Annotated in this window: 24 protein-coding genes and 1 tRNA gene; 14 read left to right on the top strand and 11 right to left on the bottom strand. The window is 71.8% G+C overall.

Going from position 1 to position 26,629, the window contains the following annotated elements; translation table 11 throughout:
- Position 1: 1 nt before the first annotated feature.
- From ACIRP7_RS01490 to ACIRP7_RS01480, 3 genes are read right to left on the bottom strand one after another with little or no spacing between them, the layout of a single operon-like run.
- Positions 2-1,426 (bottom strand): exopolysaccharide biosynthesis polyprenyl glycosylphosphotransferase, encoded by a 1,425-nt coding sequence (locus ACIRP7_RS01490; protein WP_403652359.1) that lies wholly within the window; start codon positions 1,424-1,426, stop codon positions 2-4.
- A complete protein-coding gene (locus ACIRP7_RS01485) occupies positions 1,423-2,598 on the bottom strand; it encodes a glycosyltransferase (RefSeq protein WP_403652356.1) in 1,176 nt (391 codons plus the stop codon). Before ACIRP7_RS01485 ends, ACIRP7_RS01490 begins: the two co-directional genes overlap by 4 nt.
- 49 nt (positions 2,599-2,647) lie before the next feature.
- Positions 2,648-3,760 carry a DUF3344 domain-containing protein gene (locus ACIRP7_RS01480; protein ID WP_403652354.1) on the bottom strand — a complete coding sequence of 371 codons (1,113 nt, stop codon included), beginning with the start codon at positions 3,758-3,760 and terminating at the stop codon, positions 2,648-2,650.
- Between the two features lie 255 nt (positions 3,761-4,015).
- On the opposite strand from ACIRP7_RS01480, the gene chpG reads away from it, so the two are divergent.
- The 8 genes from chpG (at position 4,016) to ACIRP7_RS01440 (ending at position 8,849) form a co-directional block, all read left to right on the top strand.
- A complete protein-coding gene (chpG, locus tag ACIRP7_RS01475; RefSeq protein WP_403652351.1) occupies positions 4,016-4,255 on the top strand; it encodes a chaplin ChpG in 240 nt (79 codons plus the stop codon).
- A gap of 156 nt (positions 4,256-4,411) precedes the next feature.
- Positions 4,412-5,014 (top strand): hypothetical protein, encoded by a 603-nt coding sequence (locus ACIRP7_RS01470; RefSeq protein WP_403652348.1) that lies wholly within the window; start codon positions 4,412-4,414, stop codon positions 5,012-5,014.
- Positions 5,015-5,160: 146 nt separating this feature from the next.
- Positions 5,161-5,442, top strand: coding sequence for a hypothetical protein (locus ACIRP7_RS01465; protein ID WP_403652345.1), 282 nt, complete (start codon positions 5,161-5,163; stop codon positions 5,440-5,442).
- A gap of 187 nt (positions 5,443-5,629) precedes the next feature.
- Entirely contained in the window at positions 5,630-6,130 is a 501-nt protein-coding gene (locus ACIRP7_RS01460) for a DUF5949 family protein (protein ID WP_403652342.1), read from the top strand.
- Positions 6,131-6,134: 4 nt separating this feature from the next.
- Complete coding sequence (locus ACIRP7_RS01455) at positions 6,135-6,740, top strand: vitamin K epoxide reductase family protein (RefSeq protein WP_403652339.1); 606 nt, start codon at positions 6,135-6,137, stop codon at positions 6,738-6,740.
- Positions 6,741-6,864: 124 nt separating this feature from the next.
- Positions 6,865-7,377, top strand: coding sequence for a hypothetical protein (locus ACIRP7_RS01450; protein ID WP_403652336.1), 513 nt, complete (start codon positions 6,865-6,867; stop codon positions 7,375-7,377).
- Between the two features lie 139 nt (positions 7,378-7,516).
- Entirely contained in the window at positions 7,517-7,999 is a 483-nt protein-coding gene (locus tag ACIRP7_RS01445; protein ID WP_403652333.1) for a tyrosinase cofactor, read from the top strand.
- Positions 7,983-8,849 carry a tyrosinase family protein gene (locus ACIRP7_RS01440; protein ID WP_403652330.1) on the top strand — a complete coding sequence of 289 codons (867 nt, stop codon included), beginning with the start codon at positions 7,983-7,985 and terminating at the stop codon, positions 8,847-8,849. Before ACIRP7_RS01445 ends, ACIRP7_RS01440 begins: the two co-directional genes overlap by 17 nt.
- Positions 8,850-8,949: 100 nt before the next feature.
- Here the strand turns inward: ACIRP7_RS01440 and ACIRP7_RS01435 are convergent, their stop codons facing one another.
- The 3 genes from ACIRP7_RS01435 to ACIRP7_RS01425 form a co-directional block, all read right to left on the bottom strand.
- Positions 8,950-9,249 carry a chaplin gene (locus ACIRP7_RS01435; RefSeq protein ID WP_403652327.1) on the bottom strand — a complete coding sequence of 100 codons (300 nt, stop codon included), beginning with the start codon at positions 9,247-9,249 and terminating at the stop codon, positions 8,950-8,952.
- A gap of 152 nt (positions 9,250-9,401) precedes the next feature.
- Complete coding sequence (locus ACIRP7_RS01430) at positions 9,402-10,370, bottom strand: D-2-hydroxyacid dehydrogenase family protein (RefSeq protein ID WP_403652324.1); 969 nt, start codon at positions 10,368-10,370, stop codon at positions 9,402-9,404.
- A 240-nt stretch (positions 10,371-10,610) separates the two neighbouring features.
- A tRNA-Arg gene (locus tag ACIRP7_RS01425) sits at positions 10,611-10,683 on the bottom strand.
- Positions 10,684-11,005: 322 nt separating this feature from the next.
- Between ACIRP7_RS01425 and ACIRP7_RS01420 the strand changes: the two genes are divergently transcribed.
- The 5 genes from ACIRP7_RS01420 (at position 11,006) to ACIRP7_RS01400 (ending at position 17,381) form a co-directional block, all read left to right on the top strand.
- Complete coding sequence (locus ACIRP7_RS01420; protein WP_403652321.1) at positions 11,006-12,613, top strand: dynamin family protein; 1,608 nt, start codon at positions 11,006-11,008, stop codon at positions 12,611-12,613.
- A gap of 3 nt (positions 12,614-12,616) precedes the next feature.
- Complete coding sequence (locus ACIRP7_RS01415; RefSeq protein ID WP_403652318.1) at positions 12,617-14,617, top strand: GTP-binding protein; 2,001 nt, start codon at positions 12,617-12,619, stop codon at positions 14,615-14,617.
- A gap of 220 nt (positions 14,618-14,837) precedes the next feature.
- Entirely contained in the window at positions 14,838-15,299 is a 462-nt protein-coding gene (locus ACIRP7_RS01410) for a single-stranded DNA-binding protein (RefSeq protein WP_403652316.1), read from the top strand.
- A gap of 264 nt (positions 15,300-15,563) precedes the next feature.
- Positions 15,564-16,976 (top strand): TQXA domain-containing protein, encoded by a 1,413-nt coding sequence (locus ACIRP7_RS01405; protein ID WP_403652314.1) that lies wholly within the window; start codon positions 15,564-15,566, stop codon positions 16,974-16,976.
- A 33-nt stretch (positions 16,977-17,009) separates the two neighbouring features.
- Positions 17,010-17,381 (top strand): hypothetical protein, encoded by a 372-nt coding sequence (locus ACIRP7_RS01400; protein ID WP_403652311.1) that lies wholly within the window; start codon positions 17,010-17,012, stop codon positions 17,379-17,381.
- A gap of 69 nt (positions 17,382-17,450) precedes the next feature.
- Here the strand turns inward: ACIRP7_RS01400 and ACIRP7_RS01395 are convergent, their stop codons facing one another.
- Together ACIRP7_RS01395 and ACIRP7_RS01390 are read right to left on the bottom strand one after the other, a co-directional pair.
- Positions 17,451-17,855, bottom strand: coding sequence for a hypothetical protein (locus ACIRP7_RS01395; RefSeq protein WP_403652308.1), 405 nt, complete (start codon positions 17,853-17,855; stop codon positions 17,451-17,453).
- A 453-nt stretch (positions 17,856-18,308) separates the two neighbouring features.
- On the bottom strand, positions 18,309-21,374 hold the full coding sequence (locus tag ACIRP7_RS01390) for an AfsR/SARP family transcriptional regulator (RefSeq protein ID WP_403652306.1): 3,066 nt from the start codon (positions 21,372-21,374) through the stop codon (positions 18,309-18,311).
- A 179-nt stretch (positions 21,375-21,553) separates the two neighbouring features.
- On the opposite strand from ACIRP7_RS01390, the gene ACIRP7_RS01385 reads away from it, so the two are divergent.
- Positions 21,554-24,103 (top strand): tetratricopeptide repeat protein, encoded by a 2,550-nt coding sequence (locus ACIRP7_RS01385; protein ID WP_403652304.1) that lies wholly within the window; start codon positions 21,554-21,556, stop codon positions 24,101-24,103.
- A gap of 41 nt (positions 24,104-24,144) precedes the next feature.
- On the opposite strand, the gene ACIRP7_RS01380 is transcribed toward ACIRP7_RS01385, so the two are convergent.
- From ACIRP7_RS01380 to ACIRP7_RS01370, 3 genes are all read right to left on the bottom strand, one after another.
- Positions 24,145-24,738: a hypothetical protein gene (locus ACIRP7_RS01380; RefSeq protein WP_403652301.1), complete on the bottom strand. Its 594-nt coding sequence runs from the start codon at positions 24,736-24,738 to the stop codon at positions 24,145-24,147.
- Positions 24,735-25,988 carry a hypothetical protein gene (locus tag ACIRP7_RS01375; RefSeq protein ID WP_403652299.1) on the bottom strand — a complete coding sequence of 418 codons (1,254 nt, stop codon included), beginning with the start codon at positions 25,986-25,988 and terminating at the stop codon, positions 24,735-24,737. The genes ACIRP7_RS01380 and ACIRP7_RS01375 overlap by 4 nt, the downstream gene beginning before the upstream one ends.
- A 101-nt stretch (positions 25,989-26,089) precedes the next feature.
- Positions 26,090-26,593 (bottom strand): RDD family protein, encoded by a 504-nt coding sequence (locus ACIRP7_RS01370; protein WP_403652296.1) that lies wholly within the window; start codon positions 26,591-26,593, stop codon positions 26,090-26,092.
- Between the last annotated feature and the right edge of the window lie 36 nt (positions 26,594-26,629).

Raw genomic sequence — 26,629 nt, 5'->3', positions numbered from 1 at the left:
CTCAGCTCCCTGTCGGACGCACGAGCGCGGCCGCGGTGCGCAGCAGGATGCAGATGTCCTGCCACAGCGACCAGTTGTCGATGTACGCGTTGTCGAACCGGCAGCGGTCCTCGATCGAGGTGTCACCGCGCAGACCGTGGACCTGGGCGAGCCCGGTGATGCCGGTCCGCATCCGGTGGCGGGCCCCGTAACCGGGGTAGGTCTGGCTGAACTTCGTGACGAAGTACGGGCGTTCGGGCCGCGGACCGACCAGGCTCATGTCGCCCCGCAGGACGTTCCACAGCTGGAGCAGCTCGTCCAGCGAGGTACGGCGCAGGAAGCGGCACAGCCACGGCATCTGGTGCTCGTTCGCCACACTCCAGCGCGTCGCCGCCTCGTGCGCGTCGACCGGCCGGTGGGTGCGGAACTTCAGCAGCGTGAACGGCTTGCCGTCCATGCCGATCCGCTCCTGCCGGAACACCACGCCCGGCCCGCCGTTCAGCCGCAGCGCCACCGCGCACACCAGCAGCAGCGGGCTGACCAGCAACAGAAGCGTCCCGGACGCGACCACGTCCAGCGCCCGCTTCCCGGCGCTGCCCCGCCGCCGCGACCCCATCACCAGACGCCGGCAGGAGAACCCGGCGAGCTGCTCCCTCATCTCGTACGACGGCGACTCCGCGTCGATCTCCCACACCGCGCACCCCGACTCGGCGAGCGCCCGCAACAACGGCCCCTGCCGGGACCGTACGGACGGATGCACGGTCAGGACGTCCCGTACGCCGTTCTGGATGAGCGCGCGCTCGACCTCCTCGCCGGTCGTCAGCACGGGCAACCCCTCGCCGCCGTCGATCTGCTCGCTCACGATCCCCACCGGCCGTACCCCACAGCCCGGATGGCGCAGTACGGCGGCGGCCACGCGCTGTGCGGTCGCCGCGGGGCCGATGACGAGGGCGGCACGCGGACGCACCAGCCGGGCCACGCGCTGGCGCCGGCGCACGGTGCCGCGGCCCACGCAGGCGGCCACCGACTGGAGCAGGAAGCCCACGGCCAGAGTGGCCGGGGAGAGCGCGCGGTCCGCGTCGTACGAGGCCACCGCGGCGGCGAGGACCAGCCAGGCGACCGCGATCCTGGCGCACACGGCGGGCAGTTCGTCGAGGACGCCGGCCACCTGACGGGGCGGGTGCGGGCGCAGCAGTATCGAGGCGGCCAACAGAACGGCCACCAGCAGCGGCCGGAATCGGTCACCGCTGAGCGCGAACGCCCCCACCAGGCCGGCGAGAAGGTCCGCGGTGAGCAGCGGGACCGGGGAGGCGGGGCGGGCCGTGGGCCGGCGGGCGGGGAACCGGAATCCGGCTCCCTGGTCGCGCGGCGGCATGATCGAAACGGATGAGAATCCGAGGTCCCGGGCCTGTCCGCCGGGGGAGGGGACGGTGCTTTCCGCGGTCACGAGTGGATGGGCTCCCTGTGCTCGGTGGGCGCGACGCGCGCGGCGAGCTCGGCGTCGAGCAGGTCGCGGTACAGGCCCGCCACCGCCTCGGACGTGCGCCGCACGTCGTGGGTGGACAGGACGTGGCGGCGGCCCCGGTGGCCGAGCGACTCGCGCAGCGACGGGTCGAGCAACAGCGCGGCGATGGTGCCGGCCAGTGCCGTCGGGTTTTCCGGGGGCGCCAGGCAGTGCGGTGCGAGGGCGGGCGGCAGGCTCTCCCGGGCGCCGTCCACGTCCGTCACCACCACGGGCCGCCCGCAGGCCATCGCCTCCAGCGGGGCGAGCGCCATGCCCTCCCAGCGTGAGGGCAGCACGACCAGATCGGCGGCCCGGTACCAGGGCACGGCATCGGCGACGGCCCCGGTGAAGAGCACGGACCGCGGGGCCCGTTCGCGCAGCCGGTCCCGCTCGGGTCCGTCCCCGACCAGCACCAGCCGGGCGTCCGGCACCTGGCGCAGCACCGCGTCCCACGCCCGCAGCAGGACGTCCTGCCCCTTCTGCCGGCACAGCCGCCCCACGCACACCACGAGGGGTGCCGCCGGCTCGACCTCGGGCAGCAGCTGCGCCCGTACGGTGTCCGCGGCTGCGGGACGGAAGCGTTCGGTGTCGATCCCGTTGGGGATCACGCTCCACCGCCCCGCGATCCCGGCCCGCAGCCCCGTCCGGCGCTCCGCCTCGCTGACGCACACGGTCCGTGCGGACCAGCGCGATCCAGCCCGCTCCCAGCCGAGCGCGAGGGCGGCGGTGACGCCGCCGACGGCCTCGAACGACCAGGCGTGCGGCTGGAACACGGTGGGGATCCGCCCCCGCACGGCGAGCCGCCCGGCCAGTCCTGCCTTCGCGCTGTGCGCGTGCACCAGATGCGGCCGCACCTCCTCGATCACCCGGGCGAGCCGCCGTACCTCTCGAACGAGTGCGGGACCCGGCGAGCGCGTCGCCTCCCACTGCCGTACGTCCGCGCCCAGGGCCCGCAGGTCCGCGGTGAGGGGGCCGCGCGGGCAGGCGACCGTGACGTGCAGACCGGCGGCGACCTGGGCCCGCGTCAGGTCCGTCACCACCCGGGGCACCCCGCCGTCCACGGGTTGCGTGAGGTGCAGGACCCGCGGCCTGGGGTCGGTTGCTGACTGGTGCATTGCGCGGTTTCCTCGCTCACGGACGGGCTCGGGACGGGCCGGAACTGATCTACTGCCGGGTGTCGACTACGACGAAGAGCGCGCCGGCCCATGCCGCGTCCCGGTGGGAAACGAGCCGGAAGGCCAGGTGGTCACCGCCGTCGCGCAGGGCGTGTCCGAGTTCGAACACGTCCGAGTCGTAACCGAGGGTGTGCGCGTACGAGGGCACACGCTCCGGCGTGGGCGCCCCCACCTCGGAGATCGTCGAGTTCAGTACGTCGTCCCGGGGGCCTGCGGGATCGGCGAGCACGGTGTTCGAGCCGCGGCCGGTCGACACGGTGAACGAATCACCCGTGCGGCCGCGGTCGCCGTCGTACGCGACGAGCCCGGCCCGGCCGGTGCCGTTCCTCGGCAGACGCAGCCCGCCCAGGTGGATCTCCTGGACGGTACGGGAGTTCAGGGCGCCGAAGCCGTCCCAGAGGGAGAGGTGCCGCAGGGGCTGGGCCGGGTTCTCGTACGCCACCACCAGCGTCCAGCCGCCCCACGCCCCGGCCGCCGACCTGCCCATCGCCACGTTGGCCTGCGCCACCGTGTACAGGCCCGAACCGCCCTCCCGGACCAGATTCGTGACGTCCGCCGAAGCCTGGTAGGCGTCCGCGCCGCGGGTCACCCGGTGGCCCACCACCGTGTCCGCGAGGAGAGCCTTGTACTCGCCGCCGGGCTCGGCGATCAGCACTCGCCCGTTGTCCTTCGGCGACTTCTGCTCGCCCACCCGCAGGTTGCCGCCCCAGTACAGGCGCGCGTACGTCACCCGTGAGCCCTCGGGCAGCCGGACCCCGGCGCGGGAGGAGTTGTAGGTGTCGGGGTCGCGGTCCACGTCGACGTAGAACATGTCGAAGTCGCCGTTGCCCCCCTTCCCGCCCGCGCGTACGGCCGGGCAGGAGGCTGCGGCCCGGGTGCCGGTGGCTCGGCAGCTGATGGAGACGTTGGCCGCGCGGACGATGCCGCCGTGCTGAGTCGCGCGGTACCGCTCGGTGAAGGGGAGCCGCCGCGCCTCCGCGGCCGACGGGACGGTCGACGGGGCGGAGACCGCCGCTTCGGCGCAGACCGGCGCGGCGAGGGCCGCCAGACAGAGCACGCCCGCCATCGCACGGCGCAGCAGTGGACCCGGGGAATTACGCATGACCGGCGTTGCCCTTTCCGGAAAATACGGCGCCCCGTGTGTGCGACGTGCGGTCTGTGGAGGCGTCGGAGATCCGCAACTCTAGCCGGATTCCGGACTATTACTGTCAAACCGGTCAATCGTGTCGGAATCGCACACTCGGGATCCTGGTAGATCACCCCTTTGGCCGCACAACCCGCGAGGGCGCCGTGCGTTGACACAGCGCCGGGCATCCCGCCCGGGTGTTTAGTGTCAACCCCCAAGGAGCAACTCTCCATGTCGCGTATCGCGAAGGGCCTGGCCCTGACCTCCGTTGCCGCCGCGGCCGTCGCCGGTGGTGCGGGCATCGCCGTCGCCGACAGTGGCGCTCAGGCCGCCGCCGCTCACTCCGCGGGTGTGCTGTCGGGCAACGTCGTCCAGGTTCCGGTGCACGTTCCGGTCAACGTCTGCGGCAACACCGTCGACATCATCGCCCTGCTGAACCCGGCGTTCGGCAACCAGTGCGTGAACGACTGACGTTCACACGTCTCTCCGCCGGCCGGCCGCCCTCCCGTGTTTCGCGCGCGGAAGAGCGGCCGGTCTGCGTTTCCCCGAACGGGGGACACCGGTTGCGGCGCCCGGTGGGTGAATTCACGGTGGGCACAGATCCGATGCTCATCGAAAGGAACACCCATGCGTGGTCTGCCCGCACGGCGTATCGCGTCCATCGCACTGTGCGCCGCCCTTCTGGTCGGCATGGCCGGCCCGGCCGCCGTCGCCGCCGGCCCGGCCCGGGAGCGCGCCCGTACGGCGTCCGGTGCGCCCCTGCCCGACGCGGACACGCTCCTCACCCAGGTGAAGAGCCTCGGTGACCTCGGCCGTGTACTCACCCCGGTCACCGACCTGCTGGACTCCGTACTCGAGGCCGACAACGGTCAGCTCTCCGCCACCGAGGCGAACCGGCTCGGCACCGCAGTGAAGGACGCCATCGCCAAGGCCACCACGACGGCCCCGGCCCTCCCGGTCGGCACGCTCCCCGCCCCCACGAGGAGCGGTGTCAACACCGGCGTGGCTCCTGCCGACGTCATCAGCGACGCGCTGGCCGCGTTGCAGAAGGCGATCGACGAGCTGATCAAGGCGGTGACCTCAGGAGACGCCGCTCAGGTGCCCCCGGCGGTCACCGGCTCGGTGACGAGTCTCGTCAACACCGTCGCCGCGACCCTGCTGGGCGGCAAGCTGCCCAGACCGAGCCTGCCGGGCCCGCCGGGCCTTCCGGCGAACGGCCTGCCGAGCTAGCCCCGCGGCCCTTTCGCGCGGTCTCTCATGGAGCTCAGGGATCTCATATGAGGACTCACCGGAGGGGTTTCCGCTCCGGACGCAACTCGTTGGGCACGGCGTCAGCATTCTCTCTGGCGACATGAGTTGCCGAAGAAAGGAACACGATGAAGTCCCTGAAGGCCGCTGCTGTCGTTGCCGGTTCCCTGGTCCTCGCCGGTGCCGCAGCGCCCGCGTTCGCCTACAACAGCGCCGACCTCACGCCCACCAGCCTCAACGGCGCCGTGAACGCGCTCACCAGGGGTCCCATCGACGTGATGCCGCTGCAGCACCAGTCGAACGCGCTCGACACCGAGAACAAGGACTCCGCGCTCAACGCCGTGAAGGGCGCGACCAAGGACCTGAACAACGACGGCGGAATTGTCGGCGTTCTTCCCGTGGGCGGCTGACTCCGCTTTTCCCCGCACCGGATCCGTCCGGGAATGGGGCCGATTCCGTGGTGGCCGTCCGGGCCATGGGATCGGCCCTTCGCGCTGTTCGAGCCCGTCCCTCGTTCGTGTGGACGGACGGCGGCCCATCGCCCACTCGGGTGAGAACGCGTCCGGCGGCCGTCCGGAGCGTCGTTAAGGTCGCCCGGTGACCTCGACCTCAAGCACAACCCGGCCCTTCCGCTCCGCCGACCTGGGCACGATCGTCGTACTGCCCTGGAGCGGGGAGAACGCCGACGGCATCGACATCCCCCACCTCCTGGTCTGCTCCCTCGGGAACGCCGAGGGCGGTCCGGAGACGACGTCCGCGGCGGTCGAGCGGCTGCTGACGGACAACGGCCTGCCGGTCGGCCGGGAGCTGGTCGACGGCATGGCCAGGCCCAGTCTCCCGGTCGGTCTGCTCGTCGTCGCGGGCCAGGCCGTCCTCACCATGCCGCGGCTCAACGTCCAGTGCACCGTGCCGCCGGAGTGGCTGGCGGCGGTCGACGCACGCGGCTTCGCCTACCTGATCTTCACCACCCGAGCCTGGCCGGAGGCCGAGCCGGGCGAGTCCGTCGACCCGGCGACGCTCGCCGAGTTCGTCAACGCCGACGAGACCCTGGACGCCGCCGCGCACATCGTGCTGCCGGTCCGCAGCCTGCGCGCCTGACGCCGTGACCGCCCCGGGACAGCACACGCGGGAGCCCGCGGGCGCGGGCCGCGCCTTCGCCCTGCTGCTGGTGATCACGGGGACGGCCGGGCTGCTGGCCTCGTGGGTCATCACACTCGACAAGTTCAAGCTGCTCGAGAACCCGGACTTCACCCCCGGGTGCAGCCTCAACCCGGTGGTGTCCTGCGGCAGCGTCATGCGGAGCGACCAGGCCGCGGCCTTCGGATTCCCCAACCCGATGCTGGGCCTGGTCGCCTACGGCATGGTGATCTGCGTCGGCGTGAGCCTGCTGGCGGGCGCCCGCTTCCCCCGCTGGTACTGGCTGGCCCTCGCGGCCGGCTGCCTGTTCGGCGTCGGGTTCGTGTCGTGGCTGCAGTTCGAGTCGCTGTACCGGATCAACGCGCTGTGCCTGTGGTGCTGTCTGGCGTGGGTCGCCACGATCCTGCTGTTCTGGTACGTCGTCGCGCACGCCGTACGCCACCGGTTCCTGCCCGCGCCCGGCCCGCTCAGGGCGTGCCTCGACGAGTTCACCTGGGTGCCACCGGTGCTGCACACCGGGATCGTCGGGATGCTGGTCCTGACCCGCTGGTGGGGCTTCTGGACGAGCTGACCGGCCGCTGTCGGTTCGTCGTACTACTGCGGCACCCGGGGGATTCTTGCGCTGGTGAACGCCCCAGGATCGTTACGCGGTACGGACGTTGAGCCCCCGAACCCTGAAAGGGACCGCACCTGCCATGAAGTCGACCCCCCGAACTCTTGCCGCCGTCGTCGCCGGCGTCGCGGCCGCCATGGGTGCCGCCGCCGCGCCCGCCGCCGCGGTCGGCACGGTTCCCGTCCCGGTGCCGCTGGAAGCCGCCGAGAAGAACCTCGACATGGAGCTGCCGAGCCTCAGCGGGGAGATCCCGCTGCCGCGGCCGGGAAAGCCCGACGGCCCGCAGTTCGTCGAGGGCCGGCTCCTCCCGGCGCGTACCATCCCGCAGGTGCCGCTCACCGGCGGCCTGCCCGGCGCCGGCCTGCGCGCGCCCGTGCCCCACGTCCTCGGAGACGACTTCGACCACATCGGTGTCGGCGTACCCGCCGCCGATCTGCGCACCCTGGCGCCAGGCCTGAGCGTGGACGCCCCGCTGACCCGGCCGAACCCCGACCACATGGGCCTGCCGGACACGAAGCTCCCACAGGCGGGCATCCTCGCCCCGGCCCTGCAGACGGTGCCCGGCGCTGACCTGGCCATGGGACCGGGGCTCTAGGACCGCGCCGACGCGCCGACGCGGCGACGCGGCGGCCCGGGCCCGTCGGCCTTCCGGGACTGCCCGGGCCGGAGGAGTGACCACGGGGGCCCTCGGGCGGTTACGGCTGTGTACATCGGAACCGGAAGAGGAGTACACGATGGTCGTCAGCGTCGGTGGGGGAGTGGCGAGGGCCGAAACGGGGGCGGTGAGACCCCGGCCGGTGCCCACCGCGCGGCGGGACGCGGTGCGCGCGCTGCTCGCCGCGGCCGCGGCCGTCGCGCTGGCCCCCGTCGTCGCTGCCTCCCGGCCCGAGCGCCGTACCGCGCACCCCGCGGACCCGGCCTTCGACTTCGACGAGATCCATCGCGGCCGACGCATCCGCGGCCTGCGGATGCCCGCCGCCGGGCGCCCCGCCGACGCCGTCCCGTGGCAGGTCACCGTGGACGGCCGACCGCTGCACCTCATGCGCCGCGCCGACGGCAGTTGGCTGAGCATGGTCGACCACTACCGCTCGTACCCGACCCCGCTGGAGGCGGCCCGCGCGGCCGTCGACGAGCTGGGGCCCGGGCAGCGGCTGCGCGACCTGGGGACCACGGCGGGCGACGCACACATGGGGGGACACCATGGTGTACACGCGTAAGGACGTCAGCACCCTCACCGCCACCGAGAAGCGGCGGTTCGTCAAGGCGCTGCTGGAGCTGAAACGGCGCGGCGAGTACGACGAGTTCGTGCGCACCCACATCCAGTACTACGTCTCCGACGGCGAGCACGGTCTGCGGACGGCCCACATGGCACCCTCCTTCCTCCCCTGGCACCGCCGCTTCCTGCTGGACCTGGAGCGGGCACTGCGCCGGGTGGACTCGTCGGTGACGGTGCCGTACTGGGACTGGACCCGGGACCGTGGGACGACGTCCGTGCCCTGGACCAAGGACCTCCTGGGCGGCAACGGGCGACGCTCGGACCGCCAGGTGATGACCGGGCCGTTCGCCTACGCGAGCGGCAACTGGACCCTCACGGAGGGCGTCACCGACGGGGAGTTCCTCACCCGGGACCTCGGGCGCGCCGCCGCTCCTCTCGCGCTGCCGACCAGGAGCGAGCTGGAGGGGGCGCTCGCCGACCCCGTCTACGACGTCTCACCGTGGAACTCGACGGTGACCAAGGGCTTCCGCAACAAGCTGGAAGGGTGGGGGAGCGGGCGGGGCAGTGCCGCCTGGCGCAACCACAACCGGGTGCACCGCTGGGTCGGCGGGGCCATGGTCGGCGGCGCGTCCGTCAACGACCCCGTGTTCTGGCTGCACCACGCCTTCATCGACCTGTGCTGGTACCGCTGGCAGCGCCGGCACGGCGGCGCCCGCTATCTGCCCGCGAGGCCGCCCGGCCCGGCGAGCGACCAGTACGGGCGGGTCGTGGCCCGGCACGAGAAGCTGCCGCCGTGGAACGTGACGCCGGATCAGCTGGAGGACGTCAGCGGGATCTACCGGTACGCCTGAGATCTGGGGCGGGCCCGCGGACACGGTCCCGGACAGGGTCCCGGCCATGGGAGAGCCCCGGCGCTCGAGGTGCCGGGGCTCTTGTGTCGCGTACGGACGATCAGCCGCCGTAGCTGCTGTGCCCACCCGGGCCCGGGTTGCCCTTGTGGCTGTCGCCGCCGCTGATGTTGGCGCAGGTGTTGCCGAAGGCCGGGTTCAGCAGACCGACCACGTTGACGGTGTTGCCGCACACGTTGACCGGGATGTGGATCGGAACCTGGACGACGTTGCCGGACAGGGCGCCGGGCGAGCCGATGGCGGCGGCGTCGGCACCCGCGTCCGCCAGGGCCAGGCCGGCGCCGCCGATGACCACGGCACCGGTGCCGAGGGCGACTCCTGCTGCCTTCGCGATGCGAGACATCACGTTCTCCTTTTGACTCGGTGAGTGCGGCGGCAGGACGCGCCGTCGCACTCCCCCTTCAACGCGGAGGCTCACTCCTGGTAACGGCGTTCATGTCGGGATCACCCTTTCTGCGGCGGGGGACCGGGCACCACTCGGTCGTGCGAGGGAAATCAGCTCGGACCGGTCAGCCGTCGTACGGGGGAACCCGCCAGGTAGGCCTGGATGTTCTCGACGGCTTGGCCGTAGTACGTCGTGTAGTTGGCCCGCGAGACATAGCCGAGGTGCGGGGTGGCGAGCAGGCGCGGTGCCGTGCGCATCGGGTGGTCGGCGGGGAGGGGCTCGGTGTCGAAGACGTCGACGCCCGCTCCGGCGATCCGGCCTTCGTGCAGGGCGGCGACAAGCGCGTCCTGGTCGACGATCGCCGCACGGGAGGTGTTGATCAGATAGGCGCCGGGCTTGAGGAGGGCGAGTTCGGCGGGGCCGAGCAGACCTCGGGTGCGGTCGCCGAGGGCGAGGTGGACGGAGACGAAGTCGCCGGCGCGGAGGAGGTCGGGCAGGGAGGGGGCGAGTTCTACGCCCACCTCGTCGGCGCGCTCCTTGGTGAGGTTCCGGCTCCAGGCGCTGACCTGCATGCCGAAGGCGAGCCCGACCTGTGCCACCCGGCCGCCGATCTTCCCGAGGCCGAGCAGTCCGAGCCGGCGGCCGTGCAGGTCGGCGCCTACGGTGCTCTGCCAAGGACCGCCCGCGCGCAGGGCGCTGCTCTCCTCGACGATCCCGCGGGCCAGACCGAGCAGCAGCGCCCAGGTCAGCTCGACCGGCGGGGTCGAGGAGCTGGCCGTACCGCAGACGGTGACCCCGTGTGCCTCGGCGGCCGCGTAGTCGATGACGGAGTTGCGCATGCCGGAGGCGATGAGCAGCTTCAGCCGGGGCAGCCGGGCGATGAGGGAGGCGGGGAAGGGGACGCGCTCGCGCAGGGTGACGACGATGTCGGCATCGGCGAGCGCGGCCGCCAGGGCGTCCTCGTCGGCGAAGTGGGTGTCGTGGCAGACGACGTCGACCCGGTCCGCGAGCGGAGACCAGTCGGCGAACTCGGTCGCCACCCGCTGGAAGTCGTCGAGCACGGCACAGTGCAGACGCATGTCGGTCCTTCCCCCTGCGTGATCCTGTCCGGGCTTGATCCGCTCAGGTGATCGACTCTACGCCGTGGCACTGTCAGTGGCGGTCACGCATGATCTCGGCCGCCCAGGCGGGGCGTGATGTCGAGGTGGTGTCGGGGGCCGGATCCGTGATGTCCGCCGCAACGCGTCTCTGCGGCAAGGAAGAGCCATCGGTAGGCCGTACGGCCCATCCGGACTGGGGAAACACGATGTGTAGCGGTGCGCCCCCGGCAGGACTCGAACCTGCGGCCAAGCGCTTAGAAGGCGCCTGCTCTATCCACTGAGCTACGGGGGCCGGGTGTGGTGGCCTCTGTCTTGGGTGCCCGGGTGGGGGCCGTTCCGTGACGCTGCCGGGGACAAGGATAGGGCTCCCACGACCTTGTCCCTGTTGCTTCGCCTCCGTGGCTCGATGTGGAGGTTCAGTGAAGCGGTCCTGATAATCGCAGGCAGGTACGAATCGTGCATCGCTTTTGGCGCCTCGCGCACCGGGTGTTGTGCACTCGTTATGCCTGGACTATGCCTGCGTCCCAGTCGTCCCTTCCATCCCTTGTGTCCGGTCGGCGCGCAGACATGGTCATATGCTTCAGAATTCCCCCAAAATTGGGCATTCTTCACATGTGGTGACCTTGGACGTACGGCCTCAGCTGCTCGACGCACTCTCCGCCCTGCGCGACCGTGTCGCCGCCGCACGCTTCCCGCTGCCCCTGGCGGGGGCCCCACGCGCGCGTGCCAACCGCGACGAACTGCTCGCCCAGCTCGACGACTATCTGGTGCCCCGGTTGAGAGACCCCGAAGCGCCACTGCTGGCCGTGGTGGGCGGTTCCACCGGGGCCGGCAAGTCGACCCTCGTCAACTCCCTTGTAGGACGCCGGGTGAGCGAGGCGGGCGTACTGCGACCGACCACGCGGACACCGGTGCTGGTCTGCCATCCGGAGGACCACCACTGGTTCAGCGGGATGCGCGTACTGCCCGACCTCACCCGCGTGTGGGTGCCCCACCACGAGCCGGGGGACGAACTCCTGCTGCCCGGTGAGAACCCCGCGCGCGTGCTGCGCGTCGAGACCGCCGACACCCTCCCGCCGGGCATCGCGCTCCTCGACGCACCCGACATCGACTCCCTGGTCGCCGACAACCGCGTCCTCGCCGCCGAGCTGATCTGCGCCGCCGACATCTGGATCATGGTCACCACGGCCGCCCGCTACGCCGACGCCGTCCCCTGGCATCTCCTGCGCACCGCCAAGGAGTACGACGCCACGCTGGTGACCGTCCTCGACCGGGTGCCGCACCAGGTCGTCTCCGAGGTCTCGCGGCAGTACGGCGCCCTGCTCACCAAGGCGGGCCTCGGCGAGCTGCCCCGGTTCACGGTGCCGGAGCTGCCCGAGTCGGCCTGGGGCGGCGGGCTGCTGCCGGCCACCGCCGTGGCCTCGCTGCGGACCTGGCTCGTCCACCAGGTGCAGGACCCCGCGGCCCGGCAGTACGCCGTCGCCCGTACGGCCCACGGCGTCCTGAACTCCCTCAAGTCCCGCATGCCCGAGCTGGCCGGCGCGGCCGCCGCCCAGTACGCGGCCGCGCTGCGGCTCACCGCCGCCGTCGAGGGGGCGTACGACAGCGAGTACACGCGCGTGCGGGGGCGGCTGCAAGCCGGTGCCGTGCTCGCCGGTGACGCCCTCAAGCGCTGGCGGGCCTTCCCCCTCGACTGCACCGCCTCGGAGCTCCTGGACGCCCTGGTGGAGAGCCTGGGCGCCCTCCTGTTGTGCGCGGTCACCGCCGCCGACGAGCGCGTCGACGAGGCCTGGCGGCGCGAACCGGCCGCCGCCGCGCCGGAACTGACGGATCGCGACCCGACCCTGGAGAGCGCCGAGCACCGGATCGGGATGGCCGTACGGCGCTGGCGGCGGGAGCTGGAGGAGTACGCGGAGGAGGAGATCCGCGACCTCGACCGCGGGGCCCCGCCCGACCCGGAGACGGTCGCCGCCCTCGTCGCCACCGCGCTGCTCGGCGGACGCCGGGCCCGGGTCGCGGGCGAAGGGCTCGCCGAGCGGATCGGCGCCCACGGGGCCCTGCGGCTGCGCGACCGGGGCGGACGGCTGCTCGCCGAGCACCTCGACCGGGTCGTGAACACCGAACGCGAGCGCCGGCTCGCCCCGCTCGACGCACTCGACGTACACCCCGAACCACAGGCCGAACTCATCGCCGCGCTGTCCGTACTGCAGAAGGAGAGGTGACCGATGACCGCCGTCACGGATCAGGACCACACGGATCAGGACCACGCGGGGTGGGCGGGCGACGCCGCATCGGAGAACGCGGAGGGATCGGTCGAGGAATCCGCGGGCGCCGAAGCGGACTCGGGCGGGAAGGACGGGCACGCGCGCGTGGACGGGACTCAGGGCCGGGACGGGCGGGCGGACGCCGGGCAGGCGCGCAAGGGCGCCGGCTCCGGTCCCGCGCGGGCGGACGCGAGCCAGGGACACGTACGCGAGGGGGCCGAACGCGCGCGCGTGGAGGCCGCTGACACCTCCGCAGGGACGGCCGACGCCGACTCCGGCGGCTCCTGGGACGACGGGCTCATCGCGCGCCGGGTCACCGCCGAGACCGAGCAGGCCGCCGTCGTGGAGGTCCGTGGGCCCAACGTTCCGCCGCCGGCCCCGCTCACGTACGACGGCCCGCTGCGCTCCCGCCTGGAGGCGCTGCGCGAGCTGGTCGGGCTCTCGCGCACCCGGCTCGACAGCCGGACGCTCGCCGAGGCCGGCCAGGTCCTGGACGAGGCGGCCGCCCGGCGCAGACTGTCCGGGCAGCACACCGTCGTCGCGATCGCCGGCGCCACGGGCAGCGGCAAGTCGCAGCTGTTCAACTCGCTGGCCGGAGTGGCCATCTCGGAGACCGGGGTACGCCGGCCCACCACGGCCGCGCCGATCGCGTGCAGTTGGAGCGACGGTTCGGCGAGTCTCATCGAACGGCTCGGCATCCCGCCCCGGTTGCGGCGGCGCCCGCTGCAGAGTGCCGATTCGGAGGCCCAGTTGCGCGGGCTCGTCCTGGTCGACCTGCCCGACCACGACTCGGCCGCCGTCCAGCACCGCGAGCACGTGGACCGGGTCCTGGCGCTCGTCGACGCCGTCATCTGGGTCGTCGACCCGGAGAAGTACGCCGACGCGATGCTGCACGAGCGCTATCTGCGGCCCATGGCGGGCCACGCGGAGGTCATGTTCGTCGTCCTCAACCAGATCGACCGGCTGCCCGGGGAGGCCGCCGAGCAGGTCCTCGACGACCTGCGACGGCTGCTCGACGAGGACGGGATCGCCCTCGGGGAGTACGGCGAACCGGGCGCCACCGTGCTCGCGGTGTCGGCGCTCACCGGGGACGGAGTCGGTGAACTGCGGGAGGCGCTTGGTCAGTTCGTGGCGGAGCGCGGGGCTCCCTCGCGGCGGATCGCGGCCGACGTGGACGCGGCCGCGTGGCGGCTGCGGCCCGTCTACGCGACGGGCCGGCGCACCGGGCTGAGCGAGGCGGCGCGCGACGACTTCGCCGCCCGGCTCGCGGACGCGGTCGGCGCCACGGCGGCGGGCGAGGCGGCCGAACGCGCCTGGCTGCGCAACGCCAACCGCGCGTGCGGGACGCCCTGGCTGCGGCTGTGGCGCTGGTACCACGACCGGCGCGAACCTCCCACGGGCCGAGTGCCGTTGCGCGCCCACCCGGACGAGGAGGCGACCGCGCGCCAGCAGGTCGAGCAGGCGGTACGCACGCTCGCCGACCGGGCCTCGGCGGGGCTGCCCCCGGCGTGGGCGCAGGCGGTGCGCGAGGCGGCCGTACGCGGCTCCCAGGGGCTGCCCGAGGCGCTGGACGAGCTGACCGCCCGGGCCGGACTCCCACCGGGCCGTCCGCCGCGCCCGGGCTGGTGGCCGGTGGCCGTGCTGGCACAGGCGTCCATGACGCTCCTCCAAATCGTCGGCGGACTCTGGCTGGTGGGCCAGATCGTCGGGGTCATGGCGCCGAACCTGGGGGTCCCGGTGCTGCTGATGGTGGCGGGCATCATCGGCGGCCCGCTCGTCGAGTGGAGCTGCCGGATGGCGGCGCGGGGGCCGGCGCGGAGGTACGGCGTGGAGGCGGAACGGCGACTGCGGGAGGCGGCGTCCGGATGCGGGAGGGCGCGGGTGCTGGATCCGGTTGCGGCGGAGCTGCTGCGCTACCGGGAGGTCCGGGAGCAGTACGGCAAGGTCGTCGGGGTGGGGTGAGGGGCCTGACGGAGGTGAGGTGACGGGCGGTCCTGTGGACGGGGTCCCTCGTTCGGGTGGCGGAGTTTTCCACAACCCGGGGACGGTCCACAGGGCGCAGCGGGCTCGGCCCGGCGGAGGCAGTCTGGCTTCGCGGCGATCGCGGTGACGCGGTCGGCACGCAGACAGCAGCAGCCGTACGGGACGGGCCCGTAGGCATGTCAGGGAGGGGATCCCAGCGATGAACGAGACCATGATCTGCGCGGTGGGCAACGTGGCGACACAGCCGGTGTACCGGGAGCTGGCGACGGGTGCCTCGGTGCGGTTCCGGCTGGCGGCGACCGCGCGCTATCTGGACCGCGAGAAGAACGAGTGGACGGACGGGCACACCAACTTCTTCACGGTGTGGGCCAATCGCCAGCTCGCCACGAACGTGGCGGGGTCGATCAACGTGGGTGATCCGGTGGTCGTCCAGGGCCGGTTGAAGGTGCGTTCGGAGGTGCGCGAGGGGCAGCCGACCTGGACCTCGGCCGACATCGACGCGGTGGCGATCGGCCACGACCTGGCGCGCGGCACCTCGGCCTTCCGGCGCACCCAGCGGACCGAGAACACCGCCGCGGGTACGTCCGGGCAGCCCGAGCCCGTCTGGGAGACACCGCCGGTCGAGGCAGCGGAACGACAGGAGCCCGTCGCGGTGACGTGACGCCGACCGAGGGCACGGCGGCGACCGAAGTGCGGCTTATCGGCGCATGCGTTCCACTCATCTCTGGTCGATTTGTCGATAAGCCATGCGGGTGAAAGGCCGTGGCGATAACGATTCCGAGTCGGATCGATCTTCCGACGGCCTCCTCGGGAAGAGGGGGGCGGCCGCGTCCCTAGGATGCCGAACACAGCTCCCGGGGCTACTGAGTTTGCTGGTGGGACCGCCACCCCGCTCGACAACGGGTCCTGCTCGAAGGGGAATTCCGTGTTTTCTGCGTTCTCTGCGCTGTCCGTGCGCGGACGGGGGGCGGCTCGCCTCGCGGCCGTCACGTTCGTCTCCGGCCTGCTCGCCGCCGGTGCGACGGTGGCCGTCGCCGGCACGGCGTCGGCGGACGAGGCGGCGCAGAACCAGAGAGGGGCGACCGCCACCATAGGGGGCCTGAAGACCTACGGTGACGCGGTGATACACGACGCCGACGGCGATCTCCAGGTGTCGGCCGGGCTGTTCGAGATGTCCGTCGAGGGCGGTGGAACTCTCCAGACCTACTGCGTCGATCTCTACAACCCCACGCAGAAGGACGCCAAGTACCACGAGACCGACTGGAGCGGCACCTCGCTGGGCGCCAACAAGGGTGCGGGCAAGATCCGTTGGATCCTGGAGAACTCCTATCCCCAGGTCAACGATCTCGCGGCGCTCGCCGCCAAGGCCGGCATCGCCTCCGGCCTGACCGAGCAGGACGCGGCGGCCGGCACCCAGGTGGCGATCTGGCGCCACTCGGACGACGCGGACGTGGACGCCGTCGACCCGCAGGCCGAGAAGCTCGCGGACTACCTCCAGAAGAGCGCCCGTGACGTCGTGGAGCCGGCCGCGTCCCTGACGCTCGACCCGCCCGCGGTCTCCGGTCACCCCGGCGAGTTGCTCGGCCCGGTGACGGTGCACACCAACGCGGCCGGCGCCACGGTCACCCCGCCGGCGGACACGGCCACCAGCGGCGTGCGGATCGTCGGCAAGGACGGCAGACCGGTGACCTCGGTGAGCAACGGCAGCGAGCTCTACTTCGACGTCCCCGAGGACGCGGCGGCCGGCTCGGCCGACCTCACCGTGCAGGCCTCGACCACCGTGCCGGTCGGCCGTGCCTTCGCCTCCGAGAGCCGGAGCCAGACCCAGATCCTCGCCGGCTCCAGCGAGTCGACGGTCTCCGCCACGGCGAGCGCGACCTGGGCGAAGGAGGGTGCCGTGCCTGCTCTGTCCGCGGCGCGGAACTGCACGAAGGGCGGCCTGGACATCACGGCGGTCAACCAGGGCGACGAGGAGTTCGCCTTCGAGTTGATGGGCACCAAGTACGCCATCGCGGCGGGCGAGTCCCGCACGGTGACGGTCCCGCTCCAGGAGGACCAGGCCTACGACTTCACGATCACCGGCCCCGACGGTCTCGCCAAGCGCTTCACCGGTGTCCTCGACTGCCGCACCCGCAGCAGTGAGCGGGGCGCCACGACCCAGACCCTCAGCGAGCCCAGCCCTGCCACGGTGGCCCTCCCCACCACCGACGTCAACCTCGCCGAGACCGGCGGCTCCGCGACCACCCCGCTGATCGCCGGTACCGCCATCGCGCTGGTCGTGATCGGCGGCGCGGCCCTGGTCCTCACGGGCCGGAGGCAGAACCGGGCCCAGGACTGACCGCGGCGCGTCGGTGACGGGCAGAATGGCGTCATGACCAAGCCATCCGTATCGCCGGCGCGTCACACCTCCTCGGACTCGGTGCTGTCCCTGTGGTCGCAGGACTCGGTGCTGTCGATCGGCTCGGTGGGTTCGGTGCTGTCCATCGGTTCCGTGGGCTCGGCCCTCTCGGTCGGCTCGATCGGCAGCGCCTTGTCCGTGGGCTCCATCGGATCGGCCCTGTCCCTGATCTCGGCGGGCTCGTGGCTGAGCACGGGGTCACTGCTGTCGGCGCAGTCGACGTGGTCGGTGCTGTCGTGGCGGACGTCCCGTGGGCGGATGCGGTCCTTGGGGGCGGTGGGGGCAGCGGGCGCGGTGGTAGTGGGTGCGGCTGTGGTGCTGGCCGTGCGTGGGGCAAGCGACTGACCAACTCGGTGCGGTGTTCCTCCAGGGAGGGGCTCAGCGGTGAAGAGGTGGTCCTGAACGTCGGTCCGCTCACCGGTCCGTGGATGGTGGGTGAGGTGGCCGGCCCTGGACCGGCGTGTTGAAGGTGAGGCCGGAGAAGTCACGTCCCTGCACGACGGGTCCGTGCTGTGTGCCGCCGCTGATGGCGTTGTGCGTGTCTCCGTCCCCGGTACGCAGCAGCTGAGCCTGCTGCTGCCATTGCGTCAAGTTCGCGTGGAACGAGGGGTCTTGCTCGGCGCGGCGGTTCAGGGCCTCGCTGAGCGCCCGCGCTCGCTCCACGTCATGGGGGGCCTCGGACAGGGCGGCCAGTTCGGCTTCGCCGGTCGCGGGGCCCGTCCGCACCAACCCCCGTAGCGCCGACCAGAGTTGCCGACCCATCTCGCCGCCCGCTCCGGTCGCCGCCGCCACGAGAAGGCTCGCCGAGATCGGATCCACGCCAGTACCCCCAGTCGCTCAGCGCAGTCGAACGCATCGGTACGTCATCGTCCCAGAGCGGGCGCCGAGGAGGGCGGTCGTCGTCGGCCAGATTCGGGGGGCCGGTGTCCGGTACCGAGCCACGAGCAATGGGACCGGACACCGGGCGGTTCACATGCCGAAGTACGTCGGACCGTGACTCTGGACAATCACGTATGCAATGCACGTCAGTACTACGACGCGGTTCAGGTATCTCACGAAGCTCTTTGCCTTTCTTTCTCTCAACGAGCGTTGGTCTATGCCGAAGCGTGGGCAAGGCACAGCTGTAGACCGGAGTGGCAGCGGGAGTGCCTCGTCGCTCGCGAGAACATTAGCGTGTTGATCGAGCGTGCGTGCGGCTATGGCGAACCAAGTCGAACGCTGCGCGGGTTACGCGTGTATCCCTATGGGCCGGCCGCGCCCGTCGGAATTGAACTAGGCGGTAACTTCGGCCCGCAGCTCGGCCAGCAAGCCGGCGGCCCGGACCTCCTCGGCGGAGGCCCCGATGCTCCGGCTCACCGCCAGGCTCTCCTCCAGATGGGCCAGGGCCCGGGCGGTGAGCCCGGCGTCCCGTTCGGCCAGGGCCAGGTCGTGGAGCACCTCGGCCTCCTCGCCCGCCGCATGAATGGCGCGTGCCATCTCAAGTGCGGTGATGTGGTGTCGCAGGGCCTCATCGGTGCGGCCCGCCGTGCGGTACGTCCTGCCGATGCGCGTGAGGGCGATGGCCTGCGCGCGCCGGTCTCCGACATCCCGCAGCACCGGCAGGGCCATGCCGTACAGCTCGAGGGCTTCATCGGCTCTGCCGAGCGCATCCATCACGGACGCCATATTCATCTGGAGCGTGGCTCTGTCTCGCGGATTCCCCATCCGCTCCGCCACGATCACCGCCTGCCGATAAGCGGTTTCGGCGGCCTCCGGGTGCCCTGCTCTCTTGTGGAGTTCCGCCATGTTGTTCAGTGCGCTGTATTTTCCCCGCTCATCCCCTATTTCCGTGAAATCGGCCAGAGCCGAGGTGAAGCACGCCAGAGCTTCTTCGTTCTCGGCCAGATGGAGATGGTTGATGCCGAGTAAATTTCGGCAACGCGCGATGCGGAGCGTGTCGGTAGTTTGCGAAAGAAAATTAAGAGATTTCTTGAGAAGTGATCGGGCCGATCTGTACTGCCCCGTCTGCCACAGGGGGATCGAGAGCTGGTGAATGCATTCGCTCTCCAGCTCCCGGTCCCGCAGCGATCGGGCGAGGTCGAGTGCCTGGCGTGCGGTCGAGATCGCCTCGTCGTAACGGGAGGCGTGGGTGTGCACCGCGCAGAGGTCGAGCAGGGCTCGCACCCTGGCCGGGCTGTCACCTGCGGTGTTCCAGTGGGCGACTGCGCGCCGCAGCAGTGGCTCAGCCGCGGCGAGGTGTCCCTCCATGTCCAGGAAGCCCGCCAACACATGGACAGAAAGGGCGAGTTGATGTTCTGTGCCGTGGTTTACAAGCCAGTTCAGGGTGTCCAGAAGATTGGCCGACTCGGTGATCAGCCACTGTTCCGCCGACTGCGCGTCGATGATTTCCGGACAGGGTGCGGTGGCGGGAACACCCGTGTCGAGATCGGTGCGCGAACGGAAGGGATACGCCAGCCGGTCCGCCCGGTCCGCGGTGTGCACGTAGTGATCCACAAGGCTTTGTACGGCCCGTCGGGCATCGTCCCGGGATTCGGCGTCGCTCGACTCGATCAGTGATCTGGCGTAGTCCCGTAAAAGATCATGCATGGTGAAACGGTGGGGAATGGGCTCCGCCATGAGGTGGTGAGCCAGTAGTTCTTCGAGTACGTGTTCAGCCGTCTCCGGGGAGAGCCCGGTGAGAGCGGCGACTGCCCGAGGACCGAACTCGACTCCCATATGCAGACCGACACGGCGGAAGACCAGCTGCTGGTCGGCGTTGAGAGCCTCGTACGAGACCGCGAAGACATGGGTCAACGTCCGGTCCAGGTCGTGGAGTTGGGCCAGGTGGCCGTTGCCGTCGCTCAGCTGGCGCAACAGGTCGGAGGTGGTCCACGAGGCGCGGGCGAGCAACCGGCTCGCGGCGATCTCGATCGCCAGCGGGAGGTAGCCGCAGATCCGGACGATCTCCGCCACATCGGCGGGATCCGTGTCGCGTGCTCTCCCCAGCCGTTGTGAGAAGAGCGCCACCGCGTCCTCGGGAGGCAGCACGTCCAGTGAGACCGGCCGTACGCCAGGCAGTCCGGGCAACCGTCGGCGGCTGGTCACGACGACAGCTGTCGGAGAAGCGCCTGGCAGGAGTGGGCGGATCTGCTCGGAGGAGGTCGCGTCGTCGAGGATCACCAGCATCCGGCGGTCTCGTGCCACCGAGCGCCACAGGGCGACCAACTCGTCCAGTTCACGCGGTAGTTCCTTGGTTGCCAGGCCGAGCAGCCGCAGCAGTTCGGTGAGGGCGCGGGCGGGGGTCGGCCGAGTCCGGTCGGTGGAGGAGCCGCCGAGGTGGAGGAAGATGCGGCCGTCCGGGAAGCGGTCCCGTAATCGATGCGCCAGATGGACGGCCAGGGCGGACTTTCCGACCCCGCCCATTCCGTGGATCGCCTCGACGGTGACGACGTCCGCTGCTCCCCGCCCCTCGCAGAGCGCCGCGGTGAGCCGCCGCAGTTCATCGTGCCGGCCGGCCCACGGGACATCACGGGGCAGGTTGTCCGGGACCCGGCGCGTCGGCCGCGGGGGGCGCTTGTCCTTGGCCCCGGCCTGGGGGAGGAGGTCCGCCGCGGGGGTTCCCGCCAGGATTCCCTGGTGGACCCGGTGCAGCCCGCGGCCGGCGTCGAGGCCGATGTCCCGGACGACACGCTGCCGGGTCCGCTGGAGCAGTCTGGTCGCCTCGGCCGTCCGGTTGCCGCCGTACAGGGCGACGGCGAGTCGTTCGGCCAGGGCCTCGTCCACGGGGTGTGCCTCGGCCAACGGCAGGAGTACGGGCACGGCGTCGCTGAACTTCCCTGCACCCAGGAGGATTTCGGCCCTGGTCATGGCCGCCACGAGGCTGGTCTCGCCGATGGCGGCACGCAGATGCTCGGCCCACGAGCCGGTGATCCCGGCCAGTGGCTCGCCGTGCCACAGGGCCTCCGCCCGGTCCAGCAGACGCAGTCCCGTCTCCTCGTCCCCGTTGTCCCGCAGGGACCGGGCTCGCTCGACGCAGTTCGTGTAACAGCGCAGGTCCACCCGCTCCGGGTCGACCTCCAGGGCGTACGAGTTCGTACGGCTGACGACCGGGGGAGCGTCGCCCCCGGCCATCCGCAGGGCGCCCCGGATGCGGGAGATGTGGGCGTGGAGTGCTTCCCGTGCCTTGGCGGGTGGATGCTCGTCCCAGATGCGGTGGATCAGAGCGTCCACGCTCACCGTGCGACCCGCGTCCCAGGCGAGGCCGGCGAGCGCCAGCCGTGTCTTGGTCGATCCGAGATCGCTACGGCGGCCCGCCGTTCGGATCTCCACCGATCCCGAAAGCCTGATCTCGAACTCCACCAGCGTCCTCCCCGCCGGTAGGCCCTGTGATTGCCGAGCATTCGAGAGTGTCATGGACCTGGCATGGGCGACCATAAGGGAGCGCTGTGTGTTCAAAGTTGACCGATAAATAACCCTATTGGTTCACATCTTGTCCGCAGTGGGGAGTGACTCCCGAGAAGCCGGAAGGAGTTGCGTACGTGCGTGCTTTCTCCTCGGACGGATCGGAGGCGCTGCTGTCGGCCTTGGCCTCCTGCGGCGCCGACCCGGAGTCGCCCGCGTGGCGCGAACTGGCCCGGGTGATGGACACCGCGGCCCGCGCGGACCCCTCCGTGGCGCGGCTCTGGCCGGGGCGCGAGGCGTGGGGGCATGCGGTCGAGGCAGAACGGTGGCACCAACTGGCGGACGTTTTAGGCGACTTGGCATCGCGCGACCCGGCGACCCGGCTGGCGCTTGCCGAGTGGCTACGCGACCACTTTGCCCCCGGTCCGACTCTGCCTGGGTCGCCCTCCGTGCCGTCCGGATCGGGCCCGACGTCACCCGCAGCCGCGCCCCCGTCACTCACCCCCGCGGCGACCGCCAACCTCATCAGCGGCAGTTCCGTGCTCCACGGTCCCAGCGTGCAGGCCCGGGACATCCACGGTGGGGTCCACTTCCACCCGTCCGCCACCCCGGCACCGCCGCCCCGTCACCCCGTTCCCCGTCAACTGCCGCCGGTGACCGCGCGGTTCCTCGGCCGGGAAGCCGACCGGCACGCGCTCGACGCACTGCGTGCCGAACGGCCGGCGCACGCGCCGCAGGTCCTGGTGGTCACCGGGCTCGCGGGTGTCGGGAAGACCTCCTTCGCCGCCCGCTGGCTCCACGAACACGCCGACAGCTTTCCCGACGGCCAGCTCTACGCCGACCTCGGTGCCCAGAACACAGCCGTGGAGGACGGCCCCGTCTCCCCGGCCACCGTCCTGGAAGCCTTCCTGATCGCACTCGGCGCGTCCTCGGTGCCGAGCGGGACCGCACAGCGAAGTGCGCTGTGGCGTTCTACGACCTCGGGCCTCCGGCTTGCGGTCCTGCTGGACAGCGCGTTCACCGCCGCCCAGGTCCGCCCGCTCCTGCTCGGCACACCGACCGGCCTCACCGTGGTGACCAGCAGAAACAACCTGACCGGGCTGCGCGTCGACGGCGCGTCCGTGCACCGGCTGGAGGGGCTCCCCGCCGCCTCGGCCGTCGAACTCCTCGCCGTCGGCGGCGGGACGCGCGTGGTCCGGGAGCCCGCCGCCGCGCGTGAGGTGGTCAGACTGTGCGGCCGCCTGCCCCTGGCCGTGGCCCTGGCCTCCGCCCAACTCGCCCTGCGCCCCCACCGCTCCGTGTCCGCCCTGGCCGACAGCCTCTCCCGGGGGCGGGGCGCGGTCGACACGCTGCGGGTGGACGGGGAGGCCGTGATGCGTACGGCGCTCGACATGTCGTACGACGTCCTCCCGGGCGGGAGCCGGGCCCTGTACCGCCGGATGGGACTGCTGCCCGCCGACCGCCACGACCTCTCGCTGCTGACCGCCCTCGCAGCCGACGTGGAGGAGCCGGGCGGGGAAGGGCCGGGGGAGGAAGGGGTCGACAGCGCGGAGGCCGCCGACATCGCCGTCGGCGCGCTCGTGGAGTCGAATCTGCTGGAGGAGACGGGTCCGGGCACCTATCGCTTGCATGACCTCGTCCAGCCGCACGCCCGGCGGCTCGGCGAGGAGCTGGAGGACCCCGGCCGACGCGAGCGCACCCTGCGGCGGTTCGTCGACTGGTGTCTGTCCACCGCGGCTTCGGCGGAGGGCATCCTCACCCCCAGCCACCGGCTGGCAGGGCACGACCTCCCCGCCGGGACAACGCCCGCGACACCGCTCGACGGCCCCGAGGAGGCGCTGACCTGGCTGGACACGCACCGCAACGGACTCATGGGCGCCGTACGGCTCTCGGCCCGGCTCGGCTGGCACTCCTCCTGCTGGCGTCTGACGGACCTCATGTGGCCCCTTTTCCTGCGGTTGCGCCCCTCGGAGATGTGGATCGAGGCGCACCGCCTCGGTCTCGAAGCGGCGCGCCGGAGCGGATCGAGGCAGGGGGAGGGCCGCATGCTCACCTCCGGCGCGATCGGCCTGCGCGACGCGGGCCGCCACCGGGAGGCCGCCGACTGGTACCGGCAGGCGCTGGAGGCGGCCACGGCCGACGGCGACGTACGCCAACAGGCCCAGGCCCTGAGCGGGTTGGGACACGTCGCACTCCTGGCGCACCGGCTCGACGAGGCCCGCGGCCACTTCGAGCACGCCCTGCGGCTGCGGGAGTCGATCGGCTACCGGCGCGGCGCCGCCCTGACCCGGCGGCGCCTCGGCGAGACCGCGCTGGCCGCCGGTGACCTGGCCACGGCCGCCGAGCAGCTGCGCCGGGCGGGCACCGTACTGGACGCGCTGGGAGAGACGTACGAGGCGACCCGCGTCCTGGCTCTGCTCGGCCATGTGCAGGACCGCGCAGGGGACCCCGACGGGGACCCGGGCGGTGGCGTGCGACGGCTGCGGGAGGCGCTCGCGCGCTTCCGGGCGGGCGAGGCCCGGTCCGAGCACTGGGAGGCACGCTGCCTGGAATGGCTCGGCCAGGCCGCCGAGACGCGTGGTGATCGAGAGGAATCGGTACGCCACTACGAGGCCGCCCGCGCTCTCCTCCGCCGCCTGAGCCCCGAGGACGCACAACGCCTGGACGACCGGCTGCGGCAGCGGTGAGCGCCGCGGCCGGTCGTCCTCCGCCGGTCCGGTCGGTGCCGCTACACCGGGGCGAGGCGGCGCAGCGCGTCCGGCGGTCTCCCGGCCACCGTCCAGGCGTGCACGACCGAGGCGACCGTGTGCGGCGGGAGCAGTGCATCGGACCTGCCGCCCCGTGACGGCCGTACGAACGACACGGTGCCCGACGCGTCCCGCACCCCGACGACACACGCGGTGGACGTGTCGGGTACGGCGGCCGCAAGGCAACCGGGGTGGGCGGTCAGCAGCTCGAGCACGCGTCGGCGGGCCGCGCCGGGCGGCAGTGGGGTACGGCTCACCAGGACGTCGGCGTGTGCCGCGAGCGCCGCCCGCTCCGGGCTGTCCGCGTTTACCCACAGGTGCACATCGCAGGGCAGCGGTCCCCCGGGCGGGTGCGGGCAGGGCGAGGGGTACGGATGTCCGCGTCCCCCGGTGGGCGAGGGCAGCGGATCGGACCGCACGAGCACCGGACCGTGCGCCGAGTCCGAACGCCAGACGGCGAGGGACGACCGCTCGTGCGAGCCGCCGGCGTGGAGCGCGGACGGACCGGAGCGCGCCGCGGGAAAACACACCGTGGCCCACGCGGCATCCGGGATGGGGCGCCGGTCGCTCCTCATGCCGCCCCGCTGCCGGCGGCGATCTCCCACCGGGTCAGCGCGGGCGGCGGCGGGGGCGGTGCGACGAGGGGCGGACGGGCCGGTTCGCCCAGCCCGAGCAGGCGGTAGAGGAGCGAGCGCATCCGCCCGTGGAACTGTCCCGGCGCCGACGTCAGCGAGGCGGCGACATGGTCGTACTGGCCCAGGCGGTGCAGCTGGGCCGCGTACTCAAGCTGCTCCGCGAGCGGATATCCCGGTACGACCACGGGTGCCACGGCCGACAGCAGGGCCGCCGGGGAGCAGGCCGACACCTCGCGCCGGGGACCGGCGGTCAGCAGCAGCGTCGCGTCCGTGAGGGTGCCGTACGCGGTCAGTGATCCGTGGTCCCCGATGATCCAGTCGGCCGCGATCAGCGGCGCCTGCCAGTCGGCCTCCGGCGGCACGACCGCGAGCCCCCGGCCCCGGAAGGAGGACAGCCAGCCGTGCACCTGCCGGGTTCCGTGGCCGGCGAACACATTGGGGTGGACCAGCATCGCCACGCGGTAGCCGTCGCCCGGCAACTGGCTCAGCAGTTGCGGCAGCAGGGCGTCGAGCCGCCCGAACGTCGACGCGGGCCCCCAGGTGGACGTGACGACCACGAGCCGCTGCCCGTCCTCGATTCCGAGCGCCCGGCGGTAGGCCTCGCGGCCGGGCCGGCCCGCCATGATCCGGTCGGCACACGGATCGCCCGCCACGTGGGCCACCGGAAGCGCCTCCGGGCAGGACCGGGAGAGTTCCTCCAGGTCCCGGTCATGGGCGTAGACGATCGCCGCCGGGACCAGCCGCCCCTCGTGCAGCAGATGCCGTCGGCTCAGCATCCCGGGCGGCCTCGGCTCTCCCGGGGCCAGTGCGGTGACGTCGGTGAGCAGTTTGATCTGGCCGGCCCCGTGCGAGATGCGTACGACCGGGGCCCGCAGTTCGTGCACTCCGCGGGAGCCCGCGGCGAGCGCGAGGTCGAAGTCGGCGCGCCGGGCCTCCTCCCAGGGCACGGTGCTGATGCCCAGGCTCCGCAGGAACTCGGTGGTCCCGTTGCCGAAGGCGTGCGGGGCGACCGTGAAGACCAGTTGGATGCGCAGGTCGGTCTCCAGGAGTTCGAAGACCTCGCGCAGCCGTTGGGCGAAGGTCACGGTGTGCACGACGACCAGGACCCTCTTGCAGTCCCGTACGGTCAGCCAGTGCCCCTGCTCGATCAGTGCTGATCTCGTCGTTCCGACAGACACGCGATCCCCCATCGCTCGTCGCGACGTACCACGGACGGCAGGGGGGTTCCCGGCGCACACGGCGCTTTCCTTGCACGTCTCTTGCAGCACCCTTGCGGCGGCGAAGCGGCCACTTACCTCTGCGGTGTCCCGGCACGACTGTCCGAGAGCTGTGGCTGCGGCTGTGGCCGAAGCAGATCTCGGGGGTCGCTGACGACCAGCGTAGTGGCCATTTTGTCCCACAGCTCCTGTCGATTCTTGTCCCACAGGAGCCAGAAATAGGGAATCAGAAGGGTGAAGCTGGCAAGGAATCCGATGAGCGTCTTCGCGATGACTTCCCGGAAGAACATTCTGAGCCATCCGGCGGTTCGAGCCTGCGGAATGCAGACGACTCTCATGTGGAGCAGCTGTTTGGCGGGGGTCTGGCCATATTGGAAGACTATGAGTGCCCAGATGGCCCAGCCGATCACCAACGTGCAGATCATGAGGACGAACTCCAGCAAGTACCCGCCGAAGCGGAGTCCAGCAGTGGAGAGCGTTATTCCTTGCGGCAGGAACAGGACTTGGTTGCAGAATTGGCAGGAGAGTTCCTCGCCGGCGGGTTTTCTGCAGGCCGGGCATTCGGTGGGCGATGTCAATGCCATCGACGTTGCCGGCGGTGTTGGCTGTGGAGT

The organism is Streptomyces sp. NPDC102270 (genome assembly GCF_044766405.1).
In the GTDB taxonomy this organism is placed as follows: Bacteria; Actinomycetota; Actinomycetes; order Streptomycetales; family Streptomycetaceae; genus Streptomyces.
The sequence above is the reverse complement of the archived record's forward strand: the minus strand, read 5'-3'. Positions and strand labels throughout refer to the sequence as shown.